The 26,286-nt window shown below is 70.2% G+C and carries 23 protein-coding genes and 2 tRNA genes; 10 read left to right on the plus strand and 15 right to left on the minus strand.

The features are described from left to right. Positions 1 to 19 precede the first annotated feature (19 nt). Both O3438_RS22360 and O3438_RS22365 read right to left on the minus strand, forming a co-directional pair. Complete coding sequence (locus tag O3438_RS22360; RefSeq protein ID WP_269681753.1) at positions 20 to 1,558, minus strand: hypothetical protein; 1,539 nt, start codon at positions 1,556 to 1,558, stop codon at positions 20 to 22. 165 nt (positions 1,559 to 1,723) lie between these two features. Further along, on the minus strand, positions 1,724 to 2,491 hold the full coding sequence (locus O3438_RS22365; RefSeq protein ID WP_269683721.1) for an SGNH/GDSL hydrolase family protein: 768 nt from the start codon (positions 2,489 to 2,491) through the stop codon (positions 1,724 to 1,726). Between the two features lie 230 nt (positions 2,492 to 2,721). Between O3438_RS22365 and O3438_RS22370 the strand changes: the two genes are divergently transcribed. From O3438_RS22370 to O3438_RS22385, 4 genes are all read left to right on the plus strand, one after another. After that, positions 2,722 to 4,491: a proline--tRNA ligase gene (locus O3438_RS22370; RefSeq protein WP_269681754.1), complete on the plus strand. Its 1,770-nt coding sequence runs from the start codon at positions 2,722 to 2,724 to the stop codon at positions 4,489 to 4,491. Between the two features lie 56 nt (positions 4,492 to 4,547). Then, positions 4,548 to 4,973, plus strand: a complete 426-nt coding sequence (locus O3438_RS22375; RefSeq protein WP_197699410.1) for a CBS domain-containing protein — start codon at positions 4,548 to 4,550, stop codon at positions 4,971 to 4,973. A gap of 66 nt (positions 4,974 to 5,039) precedes the next feature. Next, complete coding sequence (locus tag O3438_RS22380) at positions 5,040 to 5,468, plus strand: SufE family protein (protein ID WP_269681755.1); 429 nt, start codon at positions 5,040 to 5,042, stop codon at positions 5,466 to 5,468. A 20-nt stretch (positions 5,469 to 5,488) separates the two neighbouring features. Continuing rightward, entirely contained in the window at positions 5,489 to 6,124 is a 636-nt protein-coding gene (locus tag O3438_RS22385; RefSeq protein WP_269681756.1) for a DsbA family oxidoreductase, read from the plus strand. Positions 6,125 to 6,192: 68 nt separating this feature from the next. On the opposite strand, the gene O3438_RS22390 is transcribed toward O3438_RS22385, so the two are convergent. From O3438_RS22390 to O3438_RS22415, 6 genes are all read right to left on the minus strand, one after another. Continuing rightward, positions 6,193 to 6,741 carry a YbaK/EbsC family protein gene (locus tag O3438_RS22390; protein ID WP_269681757.1) on the minus strand — a complete coding sequence of 183 codons (549 nt, stop codon included), beginning with the start codon at positions 6,739 to 6,741 and terminating at the stop codon, positions 6,193 to 6,195. Positions 6,742 to 6,836: 95 nt separating this feature from the next. Continuing rightward, entirely contained in the window at positions 6,837 to 7,031 is a 195-nt protein-coding gene (locus O3438_RS22395) for a hypothetical protein (RefSeq protein ID WP_088987020.1), read from the minus strand. Between the two features lie 37 nt (positions 7,032 to 7,068). Next, the gene (locus O3438_RS22400) at positions 7,069 to 7,851 is read right to left on the minus strand and encodes an SDR family oxidoreductase (protein WP_269681758.1); all 783 of its coding nucleotides are present in this window, start codon (positions 7,849 to 7,851) and stop codon (positions 7,069 to 7,071) included. A gap of 113 nt (positions 7,852 to 7,964) precedes the next feature. Continuing rightward, entirely contained in the window at positions 7,965 to 8,618 is a 654-nt protein-coding gene (locus O3438_RS22405; protein ID WP_269681759.1) for a GAP family protein, read from the minus strand. Between the two features lie 51 nt (positions 8,619 to 8,669). Next, the gene (locus tag O3438_RS22410; protein WP_269681760.1) at positions 8,670 to 10,061 is read right to left on the minus strand and encodes an MFS transporter; all 1,392 of its coding nucleotides are present in this window, start codon (positions 10,059 to 10,061) and stop codon (positions 8,670 to 8,672) included. 58 nt (positions 10,062 to 10,119) lie between these two features. Beyond that, on the minus strand, positions 10,120 to 10,380 hold the full coding sequence (locus O3438_RS22415; RefSeq protein ID WP_269681761.1) for a hypothetical protein: 261 nt from the start codon (positions 10,378 to 10,380) through the stop codon (positions 10,120 to 10,122). 152 nt (positions 10,381 to 10,532) lie between these two features. On the opposite strand from O3438_RS22415, the gene O3438_RS22420 reads away from it, so the two are divergent. The 3 genes from O3438_RS22420 (at position 10,533) to O3438_RS22430 (ending at position 16,310) form a co-directional block, all read left to right on the plus strand. Then, positions 10,533 to 14,957 (plus strand): cation-translocating P-type ATPase, encoded by a 4,425-nt coding sequence (locus tag O3438_RS22420; RefSeq protein ID WP_269681762.1) that lies wholly within the window; start codon positions 10,533 to 10,535, stop codon positions 14,955 to 14,957. 61 nt (positions 14,958 to 15,018) lie between these two features. Continuing rightward, positions 15,019 to 15,816 (plus strand): MBL fold metallo-hydrolase, encoded by a 798-nt coding sequence (locus O3438_RS22425; protein WP_269681763.1) that lies wholly within the window; start codon positions 15,019 to 15,021, stop codon positions 15,814 to 15,816. 35 nt (positions 15,817 to 15,851) lie between these two features. Next, positions 15,852 to 16,310, plus strand: coding sequence for a hypothetical protein (locus tag O3438_RS22430; RefSeq protein ID WP_269681764.1), 459 nt, complete (start codon positions 15,852 to 15,854; stop codon positions 16,308 to 16,310). A gap of 21 nt (positions 16,311 to 16,331) precedes the next feature. Here the strand turns inward: O3438_RS22430 and O3438_RS22435 are convergent, their stop codons facing one another. After that, complete coding sequence (locus tag O3438_RS22435) at positions 16,332 to 16,640, minus strand: hypothetical protein (protein WP_269681765.1); 309 nt, start codon at positions 16,638 to 16,640, stop codon at positions 16,332 to 16,334. A gap of 202 nt (positions 16,641 to 16,842) precedes the next feature. Between O3438_RS22435 and O3438_RS22440 the strand changes: the two genes are divergently transcribed. The 3 genes from O3438_RS22440 to O3438_RS22450 are packed head-to-tail and all read left to right on the plus strand — an operon-like array spanning position 16,843 to position 19,542. Then, positions 16,843 to 17,571: a VOC family protein gene (locus O3438_RS22440; RefSeq protein ID WP_269681766.1), complete on the plus strand. Its 729-nt coding sequence runs from the start codon at positions 16,843 to 16,845 to the stop codon at positions 17,569 to 17,571. A gap of 24 nt (positions 17,572 to 17,595) precedes the next feature. Next, positions 17,596 to 18,801, plus strand: coding sequence for an MFS transporter (locus O3438_RS22445; protein WP_269681767.1), 1,206 nt, complete (start codon positions 17,596 to 17,598; stop codon positions 18,799 to 18,801). A 24-nt stretch (positions 18,802 to 18,825) separates the two neighbouring features. After that, positions 18,826 to 19,542, plus strand: a complete 717-nt coding sequence (locus O3438_RS22450) for an LPXTG cell wall anchor domain-containing protein (protein WP_269681768.1) — start codon at positions 18,826 to 18,828, stop codon at positions 19,540 to 19,542. Between the two features lie 559 nt (positions 19,543 to 20,101). Here O3438_RS22450 and O3438_RS22455 read toward each other — a convergent pair. The 6 genes from O3438_RS22455 to gyrB form a co-directional block, all read right to left on the minus strand. Beyond that, positions 20,102 to 20,177: transfer RNA gene (locus tag O3438_RS22455), tRNA-Ala, on the minus strand. Positions 20,178 to 20,214: 37 nt separating this feature from the next. Further along, positions 20,215 to 20,343, minus strand: a complete 129-nt coding sequence (locus O3438_RS22460) for a DLW-39 family protein (protein WP_231924476.1) — start codon at positions 20,341 to 20,343, stop codon at positions 20,215 to 20,217. A gap of 44 nt (positions 20,344 to 20,387) precedes the next feature. Further along, positions 20,388 to 20,461 (minus strand) — tRNA-Ile (locus O3438_RS22465). A gap of 151 nt (positions 20,462 to 20,612) precedes the next feature. Then, positions 20,613 to 21,518, minus strand: coding sequence for a DUF3566 domain-containing protein (locus O3438_RS22470; protein WP_269681769.1), 906 nt, complete (start codon positions 21,516 to 21,518; stop codon positions 20,613 to 20,615). 4 nt (positions 21,519 to 21,522) lie between these two features. After that, positions 21,523 to 24,045, minus strand: coding sequence for a DNA gyrase subunit A (gene gyrA / locus O3438_RS22475; RefSeq protein ID WP_269681770.1), 2,523 nt, complete (start codon positions 24,043 to 24,045; stop codon positions 21,523 to 21,525). 130 nt (positions 24,046 to 24,175) lie between these two features. Then, a complete protein-coding gene (gene gyrB / locus O3438_RS22480) occupies positions 24,176 to 26,122 on the minus strand; it encodes a DNA topoisomerase (ATP-hydrolyzing) subunit B (protein WP_088987030.1) in 1,947 nt (648 codons plus the stop codon). Positions 26,123 to 26,286: the final 164 nt, after the last annotated feature.

Below are 26,286 nucleotides of genomic sequence, written 5' to 3' on the forward strand. Positions count from 1 at the left end.
GCTCAGGACCGCACGCGACCTAGTCGGCCACGCCGAACAGCCAGATGGCCGAGTCGGACTCGGTGCCGTTCCCGCTGACGCCGACGACCTCCAGCATCGTCCAGCCGGCATCCGCCGGCACCCAGGTGACCGACGCGCTGCCATCGGCGTTGGCCTGCACGGTGCCGGCCTCCCCATTGAAGAAGGAGTAGCGGTAGCTGACCACGCCGGGCACGCGCGAGCTGAAGGTGAACACCCCGGGCACGCCCGGCCCACCGCTGTAGGTCCCTTCCTCGTACACGGTCGCGGAGATGGTCGGCGCGTTGCTCGCGGCAAAGAACTCGTAGGTGGTGACCGGAGACCGGTTGCCGACGGCATCCACGCTCCACACTTCGAGCCGGTTGGAAGCGACCCAGGGGGTCAGGGTCACCGTGGCCGAGCCGCCGGGGTGATTGGCGGTCACGGTGCCGGGCGCACCGCCGTTGAGCTGGTAGACGAACCCGACCGTGTCCGCATCGCCCGCGGCGTCGAAGGTGAACTCACCCGGTATCGCCGGTGCCTGCGGACCGTCGACGGGAAAGTCGATCGAGGAGACCGTCGGTGCCGTGGCCGGGCCGTCGAAGTCGGTACGGAAGTAGCAGATCCCGCTCCACTCACTGGTGGCTCGGCTGTCCGCCGCGCGCACCTGCCAGGCGTACACCCGGCCGTTCTGAATGTCGTCGGTCCGGAACCGGCCCAGGGCCCGATCACCGTTGCGGCCGTAGTCGATCCGTTCCACCCGGGCGGCCGGCTCGTCGACCGGCCAGAGCGCGAACGTCGCGGTGAGCTGGTCCGTCCCACCGGTGTCGCTGAGGTCCTTGTCGTGCAGGACCGCCGACAGGTTCAGATCACGCCGCGGCACCACCTGGTACGGCTCCGCGACCGTGCAGTTCGTGCTGTTCACGGTCTGAAGATCGGTCGGAACACCCGGCGGGTAGTTGTGGTCGATGGAGAGGCCTACCTGGCTCGCGTACTTCCGGGCCAGCGTCGGGTCCTTCTCAACTGCCACCGGGAGCCGCAGCGAGAGGGTGAGCGTCGACTTGCCCTCGGCGAGGGCCTGACGCAACCCCTCCGTGGCGTCGAAATCGACGTAGGAAGCCGGGCACCCCGATTGCGCGGGCAGCACTGTGGTGTCGATCCGCCCGAGGTCGACCGGCGGCTTCGCCCAACTGGAGCGCGAGGTGTACCCCTCGGTACGCCACAACTCCACCTCGGGGCGCTTGGCGCAGTCGCCCGCCCCGGTCTCCTTGGCGTTGAAGATGGCGGACTCGATGACCGCGCCGCGGTACGTGGTGATGTCGAAGGTGAAGTACGCCCGCGAGGTGTGCGGACGCCGCTTGCTGTCGAGCCAGGTGCCGACCGACACGTCGCCGGCCTGATCGATGTCGATGTTCTTCGGGTGCCCAGAATCCGTCCAGGCCCAGGAGGTGTTGTTCGCGAAGCGCACGTCGTACGCGGCGGCCGGCGTGGCCGTCGAGACGACCGCCAGCCCGGTGGCCACCAGCATGGACAGTGTGGCGGCCGACAGGGTTCGCTTCAATGATCTGGACGTTGTCGTACCAGGCATGAGGGTCATCCCTCATCCACCTTTCCCCGTTGTCCCCGTACTTGATCGACGGGGGCACCGGGAGAGTATCCAGCGGGAGCAACGTTCGACGATCCGATATCCGGCCCGAGCCGGGAGCCGGTCGTCCTGTCCCGAGGATCAGTCGACGATGGGCCCGAGCAGCGGGCGCTTGGCCGTCACAGTGTCGCCGGACGACCGGCCGGTGAGCCGACGCTTCACCCACGGCGCGAGGTGCTGACCGGCCCATCGCAGGTCGGCGGCGCGGGCGGCCAGCCACGGTGACGGCGCCGGGTGCGGCGGGACCATCAGCCACTCCTCGTCGCAACCCACTCCCAACGCGTTCAACACCTGCCCCGCCACCCGCCGGTGGCCGGCCGCGGAGAGGTGCAGCCGGTCGGTGCTCCAGAGCATCGGGTTGAGGAAGGTGTCGTCGGCGTACAGGTCGACCATGATCGCGCCGTGCCGTTCGGCGGTCTCGCCGACAGCCTGGTTGAGCAACTGCACCCGGGGAGCGACGAGCCGCTGGCCGGGCAGCCGGGCCATCACGTCGGCGAACCGGAACAGCAGCACGTCCGCGCCACCGGAACGCAGTTGCCGGACCACCTCGTCGAAGCGGGCCACCAGCGTGTCCGGGTCGAAGGTACGGCGCAGAACGTCGTTGCCGCCGGCCGCGAAGCTGATCAGGTCGGGCTTCATCGCCACCGCCGCCGGCACCTGCTCGGCGACCACTCCGGGGAAGAGCCGGCCCCGGATGGCCAGGTTCGCGTACCGGAAGTCGGGGCCCGCCTCGGCGGCAAGCCGGGTGGCCACCAGGTCCGCCCAACCCCGGAAGGTGCCGTCCGGGTACGCGTCGTCCATTCCCTCGGTGAAGCTGTCCCCGACCGCGACAAAACTGCGCCAGCGCACCCGCGCCCCCTTACGCCACTCGTTGCCTGCGGCGACAAGTCTGTCACCGGAGGCGTCACCGGCACCGCCCCGATCGACGGACGTGGCGGAGGTCATGGGCCAGCCGCGCGACACCGCCGGTCCGGCAACCGGATCGACAGGAGGGACCGGCCATCCCAACACCACCGGATTCGCCCCGGCAGGTCCGAATTGGGTCGCCCGGCCGGCCGGCACGGCCCTAGGCTGCGCCCATGCTGCTACGCATGTCGACCCTGTTGCTGCGGACCCTGCGCGAGGATCCGGCCGACGCGGAGGTGCCGAGCCATCGGCTGCTGCTGCGTGCCGGCTACGTCCGTCGTGCCGCACCGGGCGGCTACACCTGGCTGCCGCTGGGCAAGCTGGTGCTGGACCGGATCACCGCTGTGGTCCGCGACGAACTGGTCGCGATCGGTGACCAGGAGGTGCACTTCCCGGCGCTGCTGCCCGCCGAGCCCTACCGGACCAGCGGCCGGTGGACGGAGTACGGCGACGACATCTTCACCCTCGTCGACCGGCGCGGCGCCGAGCACCTGTTGGCGCCCACCCACGAGGAGATGGCGGCGCTGCTGGTCAAGGACGTGTTCACGTCGTACCGGGACTTCCCGGTGACGCTGTTCCAGGTGCAGACGAAGTTCCGGGACGAGGCCCGGCCCCGGGCCGGTGTGCTGCGCGGCCGGGAGTTCCTGATGAAGGACGCGTACTCCTTCGACCTGGACGAGGCGGGGCTGCGCGACGCGTACGCCCGGCATCGCGCCGCGTACCGGCGGATCTTCGACCGGTTGGGTCTGGACTACACGGTGGTGCACGCGATGTCCGGCGCGATGGGCGGCTCCGCGTCGGAGGAGTTCCTGGCGACGACACCGGTCGGCGAGGACACCTACGTCGGCTGCACCGCCTGCGACTACGCGGCCAACACCGAGGCGGTGGTCACCCGGGTGCCCGCCGCCGGCGATCCGACCGCGCAGCCTCCCGTCGAGGTGCATGACACGCCGGAGACGCCGACCATCGCCAGTCTGGTGGAGTTGGCGAACGCCCGCCGGTTGGGTGACCGGGACGGTTGGACCGCCGCCGACACCCTGAAGAACGTCGTGCTGTCCGTCTGTCAGCCGGGCGCGAACCGGGCCGAGCCCTTGGTGATCGGGTTGCCCGGTGACCGGGAGGTCGACCTCAAGCGGGTCGAAGCCGCCCTGCACCCGGCCCAGGTGGCCGTCTTCGAGGAGTGGGCCGAGCATCCCGAGTTGGTCCGCGGCTACCTCGGGCCGCAACTGCTCGACAAGCTGGGTGTCCGTTACCTGGTCGATCCTCGGGTGGTGGCCGGCTCGGCGTGGCTGACCGGGGCGAACGAGCCGGGCCGACACGCGACCGACGTGGTCTGCGGGCGGGACTTCACGCCGGACGGCACTATCGAGGCGGCCGAGGTACGGGCCGGTGATCCCTGCCCGACCTGCGACGACGGTGAGCTGACCATCCGGCGGGGCATCGAGATCGGGCACATCTTCCAGCTCGGCCGCCGGTTCACCGACGCCTTCGCCGTCGACGTGCTCGGACCGGCCGGCAAGCCGGTCCGGCCGACGATGGGTTGCTACGGCATCGGGGTCTCCCGGGCGGTGGCGGCGGTCGCCGAGCAGCACCACGACGACCGTGGGTTGGTCTGGCCTGCGGCGATCGCGCCGTGCGACGTACACCTGGTGGTCGCGGGCAAGGGCCCGCAGCTCGACGCGGCGCTGGAGCTCGGCGGGCGTCTCGCCGCCGCCGGCCTGCGGGTGCTCGTCGACGACCGCACGCACGTCTCGGCCGGGGTCAAGTTCACCGACGCCGAGCTGATCGGCATCCCCCGGGCCGTCGTGGTCGGCCGCCGACTCGCCGACGGGTACGTCGAGCTGCGCGAGCGGGCCGGCGACGGGCGCTCCGAGCTACCGCTGGAGGGGTTGGTGGAGCGACTCGTCCACGAGGTACGCCAGGAACGTGGAAACCTGGTGTAGCTGCCGCGTCACGGGGTAGTGCTGTCGGATCGGTGGAAACGTCTTCGGAGGCTCTCGTGACCGAATACCGGGTCAGTGACGTGATGACCAAGCAGGTCGTGTACCTGCCGGCCGAAACCACACTGGACGAGGCGGCCAGGGTGATGAAGGAGGCCGACATCGGTGATGTGGTCGTCACCGACGGCGCCAGCCTGGCTGGCATGCTCACCGACCGGGACATCGTGGTGCGGGCCGTGGCGGAGAACAGCTCCCCTGCGGCCACCACCATCGGCTCGATCGTCACCCGCGAGGTAGTCATGATCGAGCAGCACTGCACCGCGGGTGAGGCGGCGGCGCTCATGCGGGACCGGGGAATCCGGCGGGTGCTGGTCTGTGACAGCGATCGCAAGCTGGTCGGGATCGTCTCGCTCGGCGACCTGGCCATGCAGCTCGACCCCACCAGCGCGCTGAGCGAGATCAGCGAGCAGTCACCGACCGTCTGACGACGTGCGCGTCGGCCCGGTCGGCTTGGTCACGAGGGCCCCGCACGACGGCGGTAGCCTCGACGCATGGCTGACATGCCGGCCCGACTGGCCGAGATCGTCGACGAGTTCGCCGCGGCGCCGCGCGACCTGGTGCTGGAGATGCTCCTGGAGTACGCGGACGTCATCCCGGTGCTGCCGGAGGGCACTGCCGAACGCGAGGGCATGGAACAGGTGCCCGAGTGTCAGACGGCGTTCTTCCTGCGCGCGACGGTGACCCCGGACGGCACCGTGGAGACGCTCTTCGACTGCCCGCCGGAGGCGCCCACCACGCGGGCGTTCGCCGGGATCCTCGCCGAAGGGCTGGCGGGCGCCAGCGCGGAACAGGTGCTGGCGGTGCCGGACGACCTCTACCAGCGGATGGGCCTGGCGCAGGCGATCAGCCCTCTGCGGGTTCGTGGTGGCACGGCGATCCTGGGTCGCCTCAAGCGGCAGATCCGGGAACAACTCGGCTGACCTCGGGGTTGCCAACGATCATGGAGATCGAGATCTACGCGGACGTGATCTGCCCGTGGTGCTACATCGGCAAGCGCCGCCTGGACGAGGCTCTCGCCAGTTACGAGGGTGAGGTCACTGTCCGCTACCGGCCGTTCCAGCTCGACCCGTCGCCGGTGCCCGAGCCTCTTCCGTTGGTGCAGGCGCTGGCCGGCAAGTTCGGTGGCCCGGAGCGCGCCCGGCAGATGGTCGACCACGTGACCCAGGTCGCGGCGGGTGACGGCCTCCGACTGGACTACGACCGCGCGGTGGTCGCGAACACCTTCGACGCGCACCGGCTGGTCTCCTACGCCACCGATCACGGTCGGGCGGCCGAGATGGTGGAGGCGCTCTACCAGGCGCACTTCAACAACGGCATCGACGTCGGCTCCCGGGAGGCGCTCGCCGCGCTGGCCGGTGACATCGGGCTGGACGCGGCCGACGCACGACGATTCCTCGACTCCGACGAGCGCGTCGCCGACGTCGAGGCCCAGCTGGCCACCGCCCGGGACCTCGGCATCACCGGCGTGCCGATGTTCGTCCTGGCCGGGAAGTACGCGGTCTCCGGTGCGCAGGAGGTGCAGACGCTGCTCGCCGCGATCGCCGAGGTCGAGCAGCGCGAGGCCGCAGCCCACTGACCCAGCACGACACCCGCCATCGATGATCATGATGTTTCACGTGCAACAACATCGATGCTGATTGCTGGTCAGGCCGGCCTGGCCAGGCCTTCCACCACCTGAGCACCGGGCAGCGCGCCCAACGCCGGCCCCGGCAGTGCGATCTTGCTGTGCCGTACGCCGGAGCCGATGATCACGTGCGGAGTGGCGATGACCCGCGAGTCGACCAGGATCGGCCACTGCGCCGGCAGTCCGATCGGGGTGATGCCGCCGTACTCCATACCGGTCAACTCGACAGCGTCGGCCATCGGCGCGAAGCTCGCCTTACGCACGTCAAGCGTGCGCCGGGCCACCCCGTTCACGTCGGCCCGGGTGGTGGCCAGCACGATGCACGCCGCGTAACGCACCACTCCGTCGCGCTTGCCCGCCACCACGACGCAGTTGGCCGACACGTCCAACCCCACCTCGTACGCCGCACAGAACGCGGCCGTGTCGGCGAGGTCGGCGTCGATCGGCGCCACCAGCACGTCGTTGACGTCCACCGGCGCGTCGGCGGGCCACTGCGCGACGGCCTCCGCCACCGGCGGGGCGAGCAGGTCGAGGCGAGCGCGGGCCGGTTCGGTCTTCAGCGTTCCCATCACGGGTGCGATCCTCGCATCCGCGCTGCCGAACCGCCCTGCGGCTCCCGGGCCGTCCCGTGACACCACCGGGCCCGGCCGAACCGCTCCGGTGCTCAACTGCCGGCGAGGAACGCGTTGTCGCGCATGAAGGAGCGGTCGCGGGCGGCCGCCAACTCCTCCTCGCGCCGGGCCCTGGCCCGTTGCAACTCCAGGTCCTCCAACCCGTGGCGGACACCGAGCCGGATCACGCCGTAGAGGAAGACGAAGCCGAAGACGTAGAGGATCACCGTGGTGACGACAACGAACATGGCGCCACCGTAAGACGAACGTGAACCGTTGTTGCTCTCATTTCCGGCCGGTTCCCCCGTACGTGTCGGCGAGGTGATCGGCCCAGGTACGGACGCCCCGGGGCAGCGCCTCGGTGACGAGACCACCCGCGCGCAACTCTCGACCGAGCCGGCCGGGAATCCGCACCGGCAGCAGCGGTCGGCGTGAGCCCCGGGCCTCCCGCCACGCCCGGACCGCCTCGTCGAAGCGGAGCACCTGCGGCCCGCCGTACTCCTCGATGCCGCCCAGCGGCCCGGCGACCAGCCGAGCCGCCAACCGCGCCGCCACCTCGCCCGGATCGACCGGTTGGGCCAGCACCGCCCTGTCCCCGATCACCGGTCCCAACCGCGAGCTGGAGGTGAGCAGGTCGTCGAGGAACTGCGGGAACTGGGTGGCCCGAAGCACCGACCACGGCACCGGTCCGGCCGTGACCACCTGTTCGGCGGAGAGCTTGTGCCGGTAGTACGGGATCGGCACCCGGTCCACCCCGACGATCGAGATGTAGACGAGGTGCCCCACACCGGCGGCGCGGGCGGCCATCACGAGCCGGCGCGTACCCAACACGTCCACCTGGTAGGTCTGCCCGCCCTTCGGGGCGGACGCCAGGTGCAGCACAGCGTCCACCCCGGACACCGCCTCGTCCAGCCCGTCGCCCGTCGCGAGGTCCGCCACCACCCACTCGACCTCGGAGTCGCTACGCCACTGTCGGCTGGTGGCCCGGACCGTCACACCGTCGTCGTGCAGCCGCGCGAGCGCCGCGCGCCCCAGGCGGCCGCCCGCCCCGGTGACCAGAACCCTCATCTCGTCCTCCTGTTCCGGCCGCGTACCGCGGCACGCCTGTCCGATCGATGAGCCGTCGGCCCACGCGGTGTCGACGGCACAGGGGGCGCTCCCGTGACCGGGAGTGCGGCGGCTCACCCGGAACGGATCAGGTCCAGCACGGTCAGCAACGCGAAGAACGCGATCACGATCTCGTTGACGATCCAGGCGTGCCCCTCGGCCCATTCCCGCATCCGAGCCAGGGTCCGCGCCGCCCTGTCCCCGAGCAGCAGCAACGCCAGCAGGGGCACGGCGAGTAGGAAAACTGTGAGCAGCACGAACGGCACCAGGTGCCACCACGGCAGGTTGTGCCGGGCCACGCTCGCGCCGACGGCGGCCATGGTCAGGTCGTCGGTGGGTGTCACCACGAAGAGCAACGCGCCCAGCCGCATCGCCTGACGGGGTTCGGCACGCTCGATGCTGCCCAGCCATCTCGGCGGCCCGGAGCGGTTACGCCGTACCCACACCACCACGGCCAGGCAGACCAGCAGCACGAGGACCACGAGGTCGATGGCGGGACCACGGTCGACCTTGCCGGCGACCGCGCTGGCGTCGGCGGCCAGGCCGCCCACCCAACGGGTCAGCAGCCAGCTCACCGTCACTCCGGCCGTGACCACCAGCCCGGCACCGCCGAGGAAGCCCAGCGACGCCGCCCGGGGCCGGTTCGACGAAGCGAGGAAGACCGCCACGACCAGTTGGGATCCGGCGACCATCACCACGGCGAGCGGCAGGATGGTCAGGAGGTTCATCGCCCGTCATCCTCCCGGCCCGACCGGGTCGGATGCGGCCGTTTCCCCGGATCACCCGAGCCGTCGGGTGGTCCCGCCCACCACGACCCGGCCGGCCAGCAGCGCCCCGAGCAGCGCGAGGCCCGCCGCCACCACCAGGGTCAGCGTGTAACTCGCCGGGCCGGGCGCGCTACCCGCCGCCAGCACGGCCCCGGTCAGCGCCAGCACCGTCGCCGCGAAGAGCGAGTCGCCCAGTTGCAGCGACGAACTGTTTCGCCCCTGCTCACCCAGGGCGGACAACTCCAGGGTGAGCACCGACAACGACGGGTAGAGCAGACCCATGCCGAGACCGGCGACCGCCCAGCCCAGCACGGCGACGCTCACCGGCAGCTCCGGCCGGACGGCCAGCGCCACCGTGGCGGTGCCGACGGTGATGCAGGTCAGCCCGGCGCGCGGCAGGCTGGCCCGGGAAGCCGGCACCGGAATCCGACCCTGCAACCAGGAGCCCACCGACCAGGCCAACGCGCCAACGGTGAGGACCAGCCCGGCCGCGGTCGGCGAGAGGCCCCGCTCCCGGGAGAGCATCAACGGAATGACGACCTCGGCGCCCACGAACGCCGCCGATGCCAGACCACGCAACCCGACGACGGTCGGCAGACCCCGAGCCGCCCGGAGGAACCCGGCCGGCAACAGACGCGGGGCACAGACCAGCAGACCGACCACTGCGACCACGATCAGCACCAGGGCGGAGACGCCGCGCTGCTGACCCCCGATGTGCAGCAGTGCGGCACTCACCGCGGCACCGAACGCCCAGGCGATCCGCGCCGCCGCGCCGGCCGGCGGACCGGTCGTCGTGCTCCGGCCCAGCGACCGAAGGCCCGGATGGATCAGCAGGACCGCCGGCACGGCCACCGCCGGGACCGCCAGGAAGACCCACCGCCAGCCCAGGTACTGCACGATCAGACCGGCGACTGCGGGCCCCACCAGCGACGGTACGACCCACGCCGCCGCGAACGCCGCGAAGATCTTCCGGTGCAGGTCCTGCGGGTACGCCTGCCCGACGATCACGTAGAGCGCCACCGAGAGCAGCCCGGAGCCGAAGCCCTGCACGGCCCGCCCGACGACCAGCGCGCTCATGACGGGGGCGGTCCCGGCGATCAGCAACCCGACCACGAACCAGGCGACGCCGTGCCACATCGGCCCCCGCGGTCCCCGTGCGTCGCACCAGATGCCGGACACCACCATGGCCAGCACACCGGTGGCGAACGATCCTCCGAACGCGATCCCGTACAGCGCCAGCCCGTCCAGGCTTCGGGCGACGGTGGGCATCGCCGTACCGACAGCCAACGCCTCGAACGCGAGCAACGAGATCAACGCGACGCTGCCCACTGTCATCGCCCGCAGTCGAGGCGCGAACAGCCCCGATGCTGCGGGTACGACTGTGGCCGTTGGTGTGGTCGACATCCACCGAGAATGCGACCTCAACCCTGATTCATGTCAAACCCTGGTGATCCGGCTCTCGTCAGGCGTCCTGCAACGCCTCCCCAACCCCGCGCACCAGGCCGGAAAAATGCTGGTCGGCCAGAAGGTGACCGGCGGTGATCACCAGGGCGATCGGCCACTCGATGACCTGGAGCGCGGCCAGCACCCCGAGCCCCGCGTAGTAGACGACCTTGTCCGGTGGTGGCACCGCCACCTCACCCAGCATCGGCAGGTCGACCCGTCGCTGGTACATCCGCACGTTCTCGCGCGACCCGTTGAGGTGTCGTGTCAGCGTGCTCATTCCGGCCTCCCCGTGTCCGGTGATTGTCGTCGGATTCCACACCCCACCCCGTCCATGCGCCGGCCTCGGCGGAAAGTTCCGCCGCTGGAGGGGCATAACGGACGCCAGGTCGGGAAGCCAGGCCGCCGGACGCGAGGCGGTGGGAGGACGAGATGGCCGGCGTGCCGCACCTGTTCGGCGAGGCGGCGCGTACCGTCAACTCGGCCGCGACCCGGCTGGCCCGGACCGTCGGCCTGAGCCGTCGTCGGGTCTGGTCGCGACCGGGCCGGCACCACATCGAGGTCCACGGCGTGTGCCAGGACGGCGGCAACCGGCTGGCGCGCCAGGTGGAGGACGCGCTGGAGCGGATGCCGGGGGTGGCCTGGGCCCGGGTCAACGCCCCGTCCGGCCGGGTGGTGGTCGCCGTCCAGAACCCCGAGCCGGCGATGCGCGACCTGATCGAGACCATCAGCCGGGTCGAGCAGACCTGCGACCACGAGCCCGACCCGGAGATCCCGCCGCCGCACCCACCGGAGGAGGGGCCCCGAACTCCGCGTACCCTCGGCGGGCTCGCCTCGGACGCGCTGGGCCTCACCATCTCGGCGGCCACCCGGATCCTGCCGTTCGCGCCGCTGCCCGGGGAGGTCTCCGGCCTGCTGGCCGCCGTGGATCTACAGCCGAAGCTGCACGAGTTCGTCGGCAAGCGGCTGCGCTCCGACCCACGCGCCGACATCCTGTTCCCCCTGGCCGAGGCGGTGGTACAGGGTTTGACCGGTCGCTGGACCGGGATCGTCCTGGACGGCGCCCAGCGGGTGGTGCAGTGGGGCGAGGCGCGGGCCCAACTCTCCGCCTGGGAGCGCGCCGAGCCACGGCTGACCGGCGACGCGGACCGTGCGACGGCCCAATGGCCGGTAATCGACCGCCCCCGGCCGAAGCCGGACGGCCCCGTCGAGCGGTACATCAACAAGATGCTCGCCGCGGGCGCGGCGGCCGGAGCGGCGGCCATGCCGTTCGCCGGGCCCAAACGGGCCACCGCGCTGGGCCTCGCCGCCCTACCCAAGGCCCCCGGCAGTGGACGCGAGGGGTACGCCGCCCAGCTCGGCTGGATGCTGGCTCGGCGTGGCGTGATCGCGATGGACCGCAGCGTGCTGCGGGAACTGGACCGGATCGACACGCTCGTGTTGGACGCGGCAGTGCTCGGCTCGGACCGGGGTGTACTGGCCGATCTGGCACCGGCGACCGGAGCGGACGTCAACGAGGTGGCGGAGCGGGCCTTCGGCCTGTTCGACCCGGACCATCCGGCCGCTTCCCGCATGGCCGACGACTGGCGGCTCGGACCGCTCGACCAGATGCCCGCGCACGACGATGGGGGCATCCCGGACGGGGACCGTCTGCGATCCGCCGGGGGGCAGCTCCTCGGTCTGGCGCACGGGGACCGGCTGGCCGCGCTGTTGCGGGTGGAACCGGAGCCCGCGCCCGGCGTCGACGGTCTGCCGGCCGCCGCCCGCAGGGCCGGTCTGCGGCTGGTCGTCGCGGGTGGGGACGAGCAGCGGTACGCCTTCGCCGACGCGCTGCTGCCCGGCGGCGACCGGTTGACCGAGTCGGTACGCGCGCTGCAGCGCGACGGCGCGGTGGTGATGGTGGTTTCCGCGGACCGGAAGGCGCTCGGCGCGTCCGACTGTGGCCTCGGGTTCACCACCTCCCCGGAGGATTTGCCGCCGTGGGGTGCGCACCTGCTGGTCGGCGGCGATCTGCGGGTGGTGGCCCTGGTGATCGAGGCGACCGGCGTCGCCCGGCGCACGGCCAAGCAGAACATCCGGCTGTCCATGGCCGGCAGCGGTCTCGGGGCGCTCGGCGCGTTCACCGCCCCACCGACCCAGCTGCCGCACAAGGCGCTGGTCGCCGTCAACGGTGCTGCCGGGTTGGCCTTCGCGAACGGGGTCTGGCAGGCCCGCCGGCTGCACGACCAGTCGGACACCCCGGCGCCGGTCACGACCGCCTGGCATCTGATGCCCGTCAGTACCGTGCTCGACCACCTGCGCAGCACCCCTGACGGCCTGACCGGCGCGGAGGCCCAGCGCCGCCACCACGGGTCGGCGGGGAACGGCGAGGCCGCGCCCGGATCCGGGGGTCTGCTGCGCGCTTTCGTGGAGGAGTTGTCCAACCCGTTGACTCCGGTGCTGGCCGCCGGTGCGGTGCTCTCCGCGTCCTTCGGATCGCTCGTCGACGCCGCGCTGGTGGGCAGCGTCGTCGGTGGTTCCGCCCTGATCGGCGCGGTACACGAACGGAACACGGAACGGTCGCTGGCGGAGTTGCTGTCCCGTTCGGCGGTGACGGCGCGGGTCCGTCGGGACGGCGCCGAGCAGGTGGTCGCCGCCGGAGACCTGGTCCTCGGGGACGTCATCGCCCTCGAACCGGGCGACTCGGTGCCCGCCGACTGCCGGGTGCTCGAATCAGTGGGTCTGGAGGCGGACGAGTCCTCCCTGACCGGTGAGTCGTTGCCGGTCGCCAAGTCCAACCGGCCGGTGGTGGCCGCCGCGATCGCCGACCGCCACTCGATGCTGTACGAGGGAACCACGGTCGCCGCCGGACATGGCACCGCCGTGGTCGTGGCGACCGGGTCGGACACCGAATCCGGCCGCAGTCTCGCGCTGGTCCGGCAGGCTCCGCCGACGAGCGGGGTGGAAGCCCGGCTCGGCTCGTTGACCAGCGCCGCCATCCCGTTGGCCGCAGGCTCGGCGGTGGCGGTGGCGGGCGCGGGTCTGCTTCGGGGCGTACCCCTGGCCGAAACGGCGGCGACCGCCGCGAACCTCGCCGTTGCGTCGGTGCCGGAGGGGCTGCCGTTCCTGGTGAGTGCGGCGCAGCTGGCGGCCGCCCGGCGTCTCGCCGAGCACGGCGCGTTGGTTCGCAACCCGCGAACGATCGAGGCGTTGGGTCGGGTGGACGTGCTCTGCTTCGACAAGACCGGCACGCTCACCGAGGGGCAGCTGCTGCTGGCCGGGGTCGGTGACAGCGCCGGTGACCGGTACGCCCCGGTGGACCGGTTGGACGACCGACTCCAGTTGACGCTGGCTGCGGCGTTGCGGGCCACCCCCGCCGCGGCGAACCCGGAGGAGTTGGCGTTGCAGACGGACCGGGCGGTCCGACGGGGTGCCGGGGACGCCGGGGTGGTGGAGCAGACGGGGGCTCCCGGTTGGCGGGCGAACGGAGGGCTGCCGTTCGAGCCGTCCCGCGGCTACCACGCGAGCGTCGGCGAGACCGACGGTCGGCTGCTGTTGAGCGTCAAGGGTGCTCCGGAGACGGTGCTGCCGCGGTGTTCGGCCCGCCGCATGGACGGCAGTCAGCAACCGTTGGACGACGCCGGGCGCGCGGAGTTGGAGCGGATGCTCGCCGACCGGGCCGGGGCGGGCAACCGGATCCTGGCCGTCGCGGAATGTCCCGTGGACAACCCGAAGGTGACCGACTCCGACGTGCGAGGGCTGACCTTCGTGGGTTTCCTGGCCCTCGCGGACGGGGTTCGGGAGAGCGCCGCCCCGGCGGTGCGTCGGATCCGGCAGGCCGGCGTGCACACCATCATGATCACTGGTGATCATCCGGCCACCGCCGAGGCGATCGCCGCCACCATCAGCGAGCACGACGAGCAGCGCGTGGTCACCGCCGGTGAACTCGACCGACTGGACGACGAAGCGCTCGCCGACCGGCTGGCCAACACCGACGTGGTGGCCCGCTGCACCCCGGCGCACAAGGTGCGGATCATCCAGGCGTTGCAGAAGTGCGGGCGAACCGTCGCGATGACCGGCGACGGGGCCAACGACGCTCCGGCGATCCGGCTGGCCGACGTCGGTATCGCCCTCGGTCAACGGGGCACCCCGGCGGCGCGTGCCGCCGCCGACCTGGTGGTCACCGACGACCGGTTGGAGACCATCATCGCGACCCTGGTGGAGGGTCGGGCGATGTGGTCGTCGGTGCGCCACGCGCTCAGCATTCTGGTCGGCGGCAACCTGGGCGAGATCGCGTTCAGCGTGCTCACCGCCGCGGCGACCGGTCGTTCCGCGCTCACCGGACGGCAGCTGCTGCTGGTCAACCTGCTCACCGACCTGGCACCTGCGTTGGCCATCGCGGTCCGGCCACCCGCGTCGGACCGCACCGACAGGCTGCTGCGGGAGGGCCCGGACCTGGCGCTCGGGGAGAGCCTCACCAGGGAGATCGGGTTGCGGGCGGCAGCCACCACGCTGGGCGCCACAACGGGTTGGACGTTGGCCCGGTACACCGGACGTCGTCAGCGGGCCGGAACCGTCGCCCTGGTGTCGCTGGTCGGCACCCAGCTCGGCCAGACCGTCCTGGCCGGCGGCACCAGCCCGACCGTGCTGGCGTCGACGGCGGCGTCGCTGGGGGTGCTGGCCGTGGTGGTGCAGACGCCGGGGGTGAGCCAGTTCTTCGGTTGCACCCCGCTCGGGCCGGTCGGTTGGACCATCGGGGCCGGCTCGGCGCTCGGCGCCACCTTCGCCAACGGCGCGCTCACCAGGCTGATGGAACACCTGCCGGAAGCACGACCCCGCGCCGCCGCGTCCTCGCCCGAGACCGAGCACGCGGACTGACCACAGATGTTCCGCTTGACCGGCTCCAGCGGGGGTACCGCAGCGCAGGGAGGTGGTCACGGTGCTGGAACAACCGCAGGTGACGTTCATCGGTACGGCGACGACGGTGCTGCGGATCGGCGGGTTCACAGTGTTGACGGACCCGAACTTCCTCCACCGGGGGCAGCGGGCATACCTGGGTAAGGGTCTGTGGTCACGCCGACGCACCGACCCGGCGCTGCGGATCGCCCAGCTTCCGCAACTGGACGCGGTGGTGCTCTCGCACCTGCACGGGGACCACTTCGACCGGGTGGCCCGCCGGGAACTCGACCGCGAGCTGCCCATCGTCACCACCCCGGCAGCGGAACGAAAATTGCGCCGCTGGGGCTTCGAGGCCGCCCAGGGTCTGCCGACCTGGTCGTCCCGCGAACTGCACCGTGACGGTACGACACTGCGCCTGACCTCGATGCCCGGCAAGCACGGCCCGGGGGCCCTGGACCGGCTGATGCCCGACGTGATGGGCACGATGATCGACGTGGAGCGTTCCGGGAGGCGCGAGTTCCGGCTCTACGTCACCGGAGACACGCTCAACCGGCCGCTGCTCACCAGCATCCCGGAACGGTACCCGGACATCGACGCCATGCTGATCCACCTCGGCGGCACGAAGGTCGCCGGGATCCTGCTCACCATGGATGCCCAGCAGGGCGCCGACCTGGTGGAACTGATCCGACCGACGCTGACCGTGCCGATCCACTACGACGACTACCCGGTGTTCCGCTCACCGCTGGCGCACTTCGTCGAGGAGGCCCGCCGCCGTGGCTGGGTCAAGCAGGTACGCGTCGTCGCCCGCGGTGAGACCGCCCCGCTCACCCCACCATGACGAGCGCTGTCGATCTCGCTGGCTAACCTGACGCCATGCCGTCGTTCCTCGCCAACGGAACTCGTCCGAGCGTTTGGCCGTCCCTCCCGCTGGCACTGCTGCTGCCGTGCAGCCTGCTGATCCTGATAGGCATCACCGATGACCGCAGGCCGCCCTCACCGGCAGGCGTACTGATGCCGGCGACAGTGGTCGCGGCGGAACCGGCGCAGAACGCCCACGGCCCCTACGTGCTGGTACGTGTCGACACGGTCGACGGGCCGACCACCTGCGGCATCTATGCGCGCTCGTTTCCCAACGGTCGCCTCCCGAACCTGCACCAGCAACTGACAGTCGACTACGCCCCGGACAGATGCATGCCGGAGCCGGTCAACACGGAGATGCCCCGCGGCGTGATCGTCTCGATGGGCGCCACCGGACTGACAGCCTCGCTCTTCTGGCTCTGGGCCGGTGCCCGCCTCCAACGGTTGACCCGCTGGTGGCGCTCCCGCTCCTGACCGCGACGAGCCCTGGTGCCGTCACCGCCCTTCGACAGGGAAGGGATCGCGGGCCGGACCCTGCTCGGCCCAGCACAGACCACCACGGAACTCCACCCCCGGGACACCGTCACTCAGCCGGCTGATGTCCACCACACCCGCCAACGCTGTGACGACGTCAGACCGCAGATCCTCGACGGCCGTCTCGAGATCGTCCTCCTCCGCGGACCAGTCGATGTCGGCCGCCCGCAGGTCGGCGACCGCCTGACCGGTGACCGCCGCGGGGTCGGTGACGAGCACCTCGACCCGGCAGTAGATGTGCATGGTGACGGCGGTTCGCTGCTCATCCATCCGCGGATCATGACAAGCGCGGCGCACGATCCGACAGGTCTTTACCGCAGCGGCCTGGGGAGGGGCACTTCCCCTCTCATCGCCCTCTCGGCCAGGTCGGCGCGCTCGGCCGGATCCCCGCCTCCGGTCCACGTAAACGTAAGCACCCCAGCAGGGCGTCAGTCGGTACGGTGGATGCGAAACAGGCTCTAGCATCGTCGGCATGGCAACGAGGCTGGTGCAGATCAACATGAAGGCGCGGGACGACTCCGCGCTGGGCGACTTCTGGGCGAAGGCACTCGGTTGGGGAGTCTCCAGCGAGGAGCCCGGCGTGACCAACCTCGAACCCGAGGGCTTCGTCTACCCGGATGCCGTCGCCGTCGTCATCGACCTCGTCGTCTCCACGGAACCCAAGACCGTGAAGAACCGGGTGCACGTCGACCTCGCCACCACCTCGGCAGCCCACCAGGCGCAGGTGATCGCGCGCCTGACGGACCTCGGCGCAACACCTGCCGACGTGGGCCAGGGCGACGTCCCGTGGACGGTCCTGGCCGACCCGGAGGGCAACGAGTTCTGCGTGTTGGAACCCCGACCGATCTACCGGGACACCGGGCCGATCGCCGCTGTCGTGGTCGACTGCACGGATCCGCGTGCCATGGCCCGGTTCTGGGGACAGGCCACGGACTGGGTCCTGCACGAGGCGACCGACAGCAAGGCGGTGCTGCGCTCCGCCAAGGGCGTCGGGCCGTACCTGGAATTCATCCGGACACCTGATGTGAAGACCGGATGGAACCGGGTCCACCTCGACGTCCGGCCGTACCCCGGGGACGACCTGGACGCCTCGACCGCCAGGCTGACCGCTCTCGGCGCCACCGTGATCGACCTGGACGTTCCGTGGACGGTCCTCGCCGACCCGGAAGGCAACGAGTTCTGCCTTCTCACCCCCGCCTGACCTGAGCCCTCGTCCGCACCTCGGATGGCGCCGCCGACGAAGATGAGCCGTCGGTTGACCTTCCTGCTCGCGGCAGCGGCGGGAGCATCCGTCGGCAACCTGTACTGGGCGCAGCCGCTCCTCGGCTTCATCGCCGCCGACCTGCACGCCGCGACCGCGACCGCAGGCTGGCTCGTCACCGTGACACAGGTCGGGTACGCCGCCGGCGTGCTGCTCCTCGTGCCGCTCGGCGATGTCCTCGACCGCCGCCGATTCGTCCCGGTGATGCTGCTGGCCTCGGCAGCCGCACTGCTGGTGTGCGCGTTGGCACCGACGATCGAGGTCCTCCTCCTCGCACTCGGCGTGCTCGGCGTGACGACGATCTCCGGACAGATCCTCACACCGCTCGCCGGGGACCTGGCTGGGGAAGCTCACCGCGGCCGGATCGTCGGCGTCGTCGGGTCCGGCACCCTCACCGGCATCCTGGCCTCCCGCACGATCAGCGGCCTGGTCGCCGACACCGCCGGGTGGCGTGTGGTGTACGCCCTCGCCGCCGTCGTCGCCCTCCTCTTCGCGGTCCTGCTGCACCGCGCTATCCCACCGCTGGCACCGCGGACGCGCCTGCCGTACCCCCAACTCATCGCCTCGGTCGGCGCGGTGGTCCTGGGCGAACGGGCCGCCCGGTGGACGCTGGCCCTGGCCGCAACCGGATTCGCCACGTTCTCGCTGTTCTGGACGGCGCTGACGTTCCTGCTCAGCGGCCCGCCGTTTCGCTACCCGGTGGCGGTCATCGGGCTCTTCGGGCTGGCCGGCCTCGCTGGAGTCCTGTCCGGCCTGCACGGCGGCCGTCTGCACGACAGTGGTCTGTCGCTCCCAGCCACCGGGGTGGCCTGGGTTGTGGCCCTCGGCGCCTTCGTCCTCGCGGCGTTCGCCGGTCGATCCGCCGTACTCGTCGTCGTCGCGATCGTCATGCTCGACGTCGCTCTCCAGACGCAGGCCCTTCTCAACCGAGCACGGCTGTTCACCCTCTCCCAGGTGGCTCGCAGTCGGCTCAACACGACGCTGGCCGTCGGCAACTTCATGGGCGCCGCCGTCGGATCCGCAGCCGCGAGCATCCTCTGGTCGGCCGGGGGTTGGACAGCGGTCACGATCGCGGGGGCAGGGCTCTGCTGTGTGGCGCTGGCGGTGTGGGCGCTGGGACGACGGGGCCCACTCTTGATCCCACCTCCGGGTAACATCCCCATGCTTTGATCCATAACGGGGAGGAACATCTACATGCGTTGGAAGATCCCGGCTGGCGCCCTGATAGCGCTGGCCTTTCTGGTTCCGGCGGCACCGGCGGCCGCCCAGTTCGAATCGCCCGGGTTGGACGCGGCCTGCCAGACGGTCGAGCGCAAGGTGTACCAGGACGTCCGCAAGCTCGTCGCAGTAGACCTGGACACCCCGACCGATCGGGAGATCCGGGTGTTGACCGCCCAACTCCTGCACGCGGCCAACGTCGACAAGTTGACCGTTCTGCAGGGTGCCATCGACAAGAAGCTGAAGGGCACCCCGGAGGAACTCCGGGCTTTCCTCAAGAAGGACGTGCCGAACGTCTGGATGGTGGATCTGCGCATCAAGGTGAACCAGTCGATGACGGGCGCCGGCGTCAACGTCAAGCAGGCCGCCCAGGTGACGCTCGACGACGGTTCCCTCGATGTGCTCCTGGCTTACCTGAACGACGGCGTGTACACCGCGCGTGAGCTGGACTGCGCGTCGCAGCCCACCCCGACGCCGAGCGCCACGCCGAGCGCCACGCCGAGCCCCACGACGACCGACGCACCGACGCCTGCTCCCTCCACGAGCCTGGCCGCCGGCGGCGGCGAGGGTGGTGGACTGCCCCTGACCGGTGCCAACACGGCGACCGTGATCAGCGTTGGCGGTGCGCTTGTGCTCCTCGGCGGCATCGGCTTCCTGATCGGACGCCGGCGCCGGTCCCGTTTCGTCGCATAGCTCCACTCGACGCGCCCGGCTCGATGCTTCATCGAGCCGGGCGCGTCTTTGCGTGTCCCATCCGACGGCAACTGGTGACAGCCAGACAGGCCGCAGCTCGGATGCCTCTCGTGACCAGCTGCATACCCCAACTATTAGCCCGTGGCCGGCCCATGACGGCCCGCTGACCTGCTGCCTGAACCCCGCCCCGCCACCAGATCGCGAACGTGTTGCCCGACGCCCCGGTGCCGGGCCACCGCCTTCGGCAGGTCGAACTCCTGGATGCTTGGCTCACCGCATCGTGGAGGCCGCGCATTCCTGTCTCGGCCTCCACGATGCGGGCGAGGGCGTACGCGGTGGCGACGGCCGCATGCGCGCGCTGGCTGCAGTCGCCGTGTATCGGTAGGGAATCTCGATCGACGCGGAGTCGCCCGCGTAGCAGAGCTGCATGGCGGGATCGTGAAGCCACAACTCAAGGTGCGTCGGGTAACGACCGTCGTCGGCCGGGCCGATCACCTACGGCCACGTACCCACCGACGCGAGCGCGTCAGGCTGGACCGAGATCAACCAGAGAAAGTGCTGGTGGAGCCCAGGGGACTCGAACCCCTAACCCCTGCCTTGCAAAGGCAGTGCTCTGCCAGTTGAGCTAGGGCCCCGTGCGTGGGCGTCGAATGTTCGTCGCCCGGCCGGACGTCAGCGCAGGTCGGGCGCGGTGGTCGCCTCGTGCCACAGAGCACGCTCGTCGTTCGAGGCCTTGATCTTGTTGAACACGACGGCGGCCACGCCGACGACGCCAGCCACAATCAGCAGCTTCTTGAACATTGGGGCGACCCCTCGTGCTCGACTACCGTCGGACGACAATGCGGTGGGGCTAGATGGAATCGAACCATCGACCTCAGAGTTATCAGCTCTGCGCTCTAACCGACTGAGCTATAGCCCCGCGTTGCGACGAGCAAGATTAACCCATCCGCTCTGCCGGCCCCAAATCGGGGTCCGAACCTGCGAGCCGGGCCGTCGTCGCCTGCCAAAACCTACCTGAGTACGAGACGCCGGAGCGACCGCATTACGCGGTGCCCCGGCGTCCCGGTCGCTCAGTCCCGCTCGGCGAGGGTCAGCTCGATCCCGCCGACCAGGTCGGCGCAGACGTTGTAGACGAACGCTCCCAGCGTGGCCAGCGCGGTGAACAACACCACGTTGACCAGGCCGATCAGCGCCGAGCTGAGGATCACGCCCTTGGCGGTGATCTGGAAGCCGCTGGTGCTCTGCCCACCACCGGCGTTCACCAGGTCGCTCAGGCTCTCGTTGACGCTCTGGAACACGCCCATCGCGTCCAACGCCAGGTAGAGCACCGACGTGGCGACCACCACGACGATGAAGAGCACCACCGAGACGGCGAACGCGAACTTCATCACGGACCAGGGGTCGATCCGCTTCAGGTTCAGTCGGGCCCGGCGCGGTCCGCGGGAGGCGGCCGAGCTGACCGAGGTACGCGCAGCGCGTACCGCGTCACCGACACGGGCCGCCCCGACGGCGGACGCGTTGCCGATGCCCGGCGGCAGACCGCCACCGCTGGCCGGACGGCCGGCGGCGGTACGAGCGGTCTCGGGCTGCGTCATGCCCGGTGTGATCCGCGGCTGGGTGCCGGTCGACCCGGTCGACGCCGTCGGACCGGGCCGCACGTTGATCGGCTGGGTGGTCGCCGGACGGGCCGAAGACGCCGTCGCCGAACCCGAGGGGGTAGCGGCGGTGGACGACTTCGGCGCGTCGGTGCCGGAGGCCTCGGTCTTGTCGGCCGACCCAGCGTCCTCAGCGGGCGGCTCCGGCGGGGGTGTCATGCCCGGAGCCCTGGTGAATTTCGGGGCAGGCGCGTCGGCAGGGACCGTCGCCCGGCCCACGGCCGCGCGGCCGGTCGCTGGTGTGCCGCCCTTGGCGGCCTCCTCGTCGACCGGGTTGGCCGAGGTCCCCGTGTTCCCCGACTTCGCCTGTGTCTCCGTCATTCAACTAGTCCTGTTCGTCAGGCTCGTCGGCATTGCGAGCAATCGCCACGATAGTCACGCCGTCCGGGAGGTCCATCAGCTTGACCCCCATTGTGTTCCGGTCACGCGTACGGCGTACAGGCTTCACCGGAGTCCGAATGACACCACCATTGCTGGTGATCGCGAACAGCTCGTCGTCCGGATCGATCACCACCGCGCCGACCAGACCACCGCGCCGTTCGGTGATCTTCGCAGTCAACACGCCCTTACCTCCCCGGCCCTGCACCGGGTATTCCTCGATCGGGGTGCGCTTCGCATATCCCCCGTTCGTGGCCACCAGAACGTCCAGGCCCTCCCGGACGACCTCCATGGCGAGCAGGACGTCGTCGTCCGTGAAGCGCATGCCGATCACGCCCGAGGTGGCCCGGCCCATCGGCCGCAACGCCTCGTCCGACGCGTTGAACCGGATCGCCTGTGCCTTCTTGGAGACCAGCAACAGGTCGTTCTCCGGCGCAACCAACGCAGCACCGACCAGCTCGTCCTCATCGCGCAGGTTGATCGCGATGATGCCGCCGGAACGGTTGGAGTCGAACTCCTCGAGCCGCGTCTTCTTCACCAGGCCGTTCTTCGTGGCCAGTACCAGATAGGGGGCTACCTGGTAGTTCGGGATCTCAATGATCTGCGCTATCTGCTCGTCTGGTTGGAAGGCGAGCAGGTTGGCCACGTGTTGGCCCTTGGCTACCCTACTGGCCTCCGGCAACTCGTACGCCTTGGCCCGGTACACACGCCCCTTGTTCGTGAAGAACAGGATCCAGTCGTGGGTCGAGCATACGAAGAAGTGGCTGACGATGTCGTCCTGCCGCAGCGTAGCGCCACTGACGCCCTTGCCGCCGCGCCGCTGGGAGCGGTAGAGATCGACCTTGGTCCGCTTGGCGTACCCCGTGCGGGTGATCGTCACCACCACGTCCTCGCGGGCGATGAGGTCCTCCATCGAGACCTCGCCGTCGAACGGGATGATCTGCGTACGCCGATCGTCGCCCCACTTGGCGACGATCTCGCCCAGCTCCTCCGAGACGATCTTCCGCTGCCGCTCCGGCTTGGCGAGGATGTCCTTCAGGTCGGCGATCTCGATCTCGAGCTTGGCGAGGTCGTCGAGGATCCGCTGCCGCTCCAACGCCGCGAGACGACGCAGCTGCATGTCCAGGATCGCCGTCGCCTGGATCTCGTCGATGTCCAGCAGCCGGATCAGGCCCTGCCGCGCGTCCTCGACCGTCGGCGATCGCCGGATGAGCGCGATCACCTCGTCCAGGGCGTCCAGCGCCTTGGACAGACCCCGCAGGATGTGTGCCCGCTCCTCGGCCTTGCGGAGCCGGAACGCAGTCCGCCGGCGGATCACGTCGATCTGGTGCTCGACGTAGTAGCGGATGAACTGGGCCAGGTTGAGCGTGCGCGGCACCCCGTCGACCAGCGCCAGCATGTTGGCGCCGAACGTCTCCTGAAGCTGGGTGTGCTTGTAGAGGTTGTTCAGCACGACCTTCGCGACCGCGTCGCGCTTGAGCACCAGCACGATGCGCATACCGGTACGACCGGAGGACTCGTCGCGGATGTCGGCGATGCCGGCGAGCTTGCCCTCCTTGATCAGCTCGGCGATCCGCTCGGCGAGGTTGTCCGGGTTGACCTGGTAGGGCAGCTCGCTGACGACCAGGCAGGGCCGACCCCGCTTGTCCTCCTCGACCTCCACCACGGCGCGCATCCGGATCGAGCCACGACCCGTGCGGTAGGCGTCCTGGATGGCGGTGGTGCCGACGATCAGACCGTGGGTGGGGAAGTCCGGGCCCTTGACGATGCCGAGCAGCGCCTCGAGGGTGGTCTCCTCGTCCTCCTCCGGGTGCTCCAGGCACCACTGCACGGCCGCGCCGATCTCGCGGAGGTTGTGCGGCGGGATCTTGGTGGCCATGCCGACCGCGATGCCCTCGGAACCGTTCACCAGCAGGTTGGGGATCCGCGACGGCAGGATCGTGGGCTCCTTGGCCCGGCCGTCGTAGTTGTCCTGGAGGTCGACGGTGTCCTCGTCGATGTCCCGCAGCATCTCCATGGCGAGCGGGTCGAGCTTGCACTCGGTGTATCGCATGGCCGCGGCCGGGTCGTTACCCGGCGAGCCGAAGTTGCCGTTGCCGTCAACCAGCGGGTAGCGCAGCGACCAGGTCTGCGCCATCCGGACCAGCGCGTCGTAGATCGCCGAGTCGCCGTGTGGGTGGAACTGGCCCATTACGTCGCCGACGACGCGGGAGCACTTCACGTAGCCGCGGTCCGGGCGGTAGCCGGAGTCGAACATGGCGTAGAGGATCTTGCGGTGGACCGGCTTGAGGCCGTCCCGGACGTCCGGCAGCGCGCGCCCGACGATGACGCTCATCGCGTAGTCGAGGTAGGAGCGCTGCATCTCCACCTCGAGCCCGACCGGTTCGATCCGGTCGTGCGCGACCACCGCGGCGGTGGCCTCGGCGGGGACCTCAGGCTCGTTCGGTGTGGACTCGGGAGAATCGGTCACTGTATACCCTTATCAGACTCAGAGTCGTTTTTGTGCTGTGGATAACCGCTGTGGATACCGGCCAAGCTGTGGATAACTCTGTGGACCGCCGGATCGGCCGGGCAACGCCCGGCCGATCCGGCGTGGCCCGTCAGATGTCCAGGAACCGAACGTCCTTGGCGTTGCGCTGGATGAACGACCGGCGCGCCTCGACGTCCTCACCCATCAGCACACTGAACAACTCGTCGGCGGTCGCCGCGTCGTCGAGAGTGACCTGACGCAGGGTACGCGTCGCCGGGTTCATCGTGGTTTCCCACAGCTCGGGATAGTTCATCTCGCCGAGGCCCTTGAAGCGCTGGATGTCGTCCGGCTTGGCGTTGGCCTTCTTCTGCTGGCGCAGCGCGATCAGCCCGTCCCGCTCACGGTCGGAGTACGCGTACTGCGCGTCGTCGCCCTTCTTGTTCCACTTGATCTTGTAGAGCGGCGGTGCGGCCAGGTAGACGTGCCCCAGCTCGACAAGCGGACGCATGAAGCGGAACAGCAGGGTGAGCAGCAGGGTCTGGATGTGCTGGCCGTCGACGTCCGCGTCGGCCATCAGCACGATCTTGTGGTACCGCAGCTTCTCGATGTCGAAGTCGTCGTGGATGCCGGTGCCCAACGCGGTGATCAGCGCCTGGACCTCGTTGTTCTTCAGCACCCGGTCGATCCGGGCCTTCTCCACGTTGAGGATCTTGCCGCGGATCGGCAGGATCGCCTGGGTCCGCGGGTCGCGGCCCTGCTTGGCCGAGCCACCGGCCGAGTCGCCCTCGACGATGAACACCTCGGACTCGCGGGGGTCGGTCGACTGGCAGTCGGCCAGCTTGCCCGGCATCGAGCCGGACTCCAGCAGCGACTTGCGTCGGGCCAGCTTGCGCGCCTGCTGTGCGGCGATCCGGGCACGGGCCGCCTGCGAGGCCTTCGTAATGATCATCTTGGCTTCGGCCGGGTTGCGGTCGAACCAGTCGACCAACCACTCGTTGCAGACCCGCTGCACGAAGCTCTTCACCGGGGTGTTGCCGAGCTTGGTCTTCGTCTGGCCCTCGAACTGCGGGTTGGCCAACTTGACCGAGATGATCGCCGCGAGCCCTTCACGGATGTCCTCGCCGGAGAGCTTCTCGTCGCCCTTGAGCAGCTTCTTGTCGGTGCCGTACCGGTTGACCACGCTGGTCAGCGCGGACCGGAAGCCCTCCTCGTGGGTGCCGCCCTCATGCGTGTTGATCGTGTTGGCGAACGTGTAGACCGACTCGCCGTACGACTCGTTCCACTGCATGGCGATCTCGACGGACATGCCCTCTTCCTCGGCGCCGAACTCGACCACTGTCTTGTGGATCGGGTTCTTCGAGGCGTTGAGGTGCCGCACGAAGTCGGAGATGCCGCCCTCGTAGTAGAAGGTGACCTCGCGCTGCCGGCCGTCCTCCTCCTCGGCGACCCGCTCGTCGAGCAGGTGGATGCGCAGGGCGCGGTTGAGGAAGGCCATCTCCTGGAGTCGCCGGTAGATGGTCTGGAAGTCGAAGTCGACGGTCTCGAACACGTCGGGGTCGGGCCAGAAGGACACCGCCGAGCCGCTGCGGTCGGTGGTCTCGCCCTTCTCCAGCGGGCTGGGCTTGGAGTTGGTGTACTGCTGCCGCCAGACGAACCCGGACTTGTGGATCTCCACAGCCATTCGGGTGGAGAGTGCGTTCACCACGGAGACGCCGACACCGTGCAGACCGCCGGAGACCGCGTACGCCTTGCCGTCGAACTTGCCACCCGCGTGCAGCACGGTGAGCGCGACCTCGACACCCGGCTTCTTGAGCTTCGGGTGGAGGTCGACCGGGAAACCACGGCCGTTGTCGGTGACCCGGACACCGCCGTCGGCGAGCAGCACCACGTCGATGGTGTCGCAGTATCCGGCGAGCGCCTCGTCGACAGCGTTGTCCACAACCTCCCAGACGAGGTGGTGCAGACCGCGCTCGCCGGTGGACCCGATGTACATACCGGGCCGCTTGCGGACCGCCTCCAGCCCTTCGAGAACGGTGATCGACTCTGCGCCGTACTCCTGCTTTTCCTGCGCTGCCACCCTCGGCCACTTTCTCGCGTCAGCTGCGCCGGTGGGGCGCAGCGGGCGCGGGTTCGGCGGACAGGACGCGACGTCGGCGCGCGGACCGGTGCCGGAGACCTCCGGACAGCGGGTCGAACGCGCCGGTCGCCGCGGTTGCCCGCGGATCGCGATCGGCTCGACCC

The organism is Micromonospora sp. WMMC250 (assembly GCF_027460215.1).
Taxonomy (GTDB): Bacteria; Actinomycetota; Actinomycetes; order Mycobacteriales; family Micromonosporaceae; genus Micromonospora; species Micromonospora taraxaci.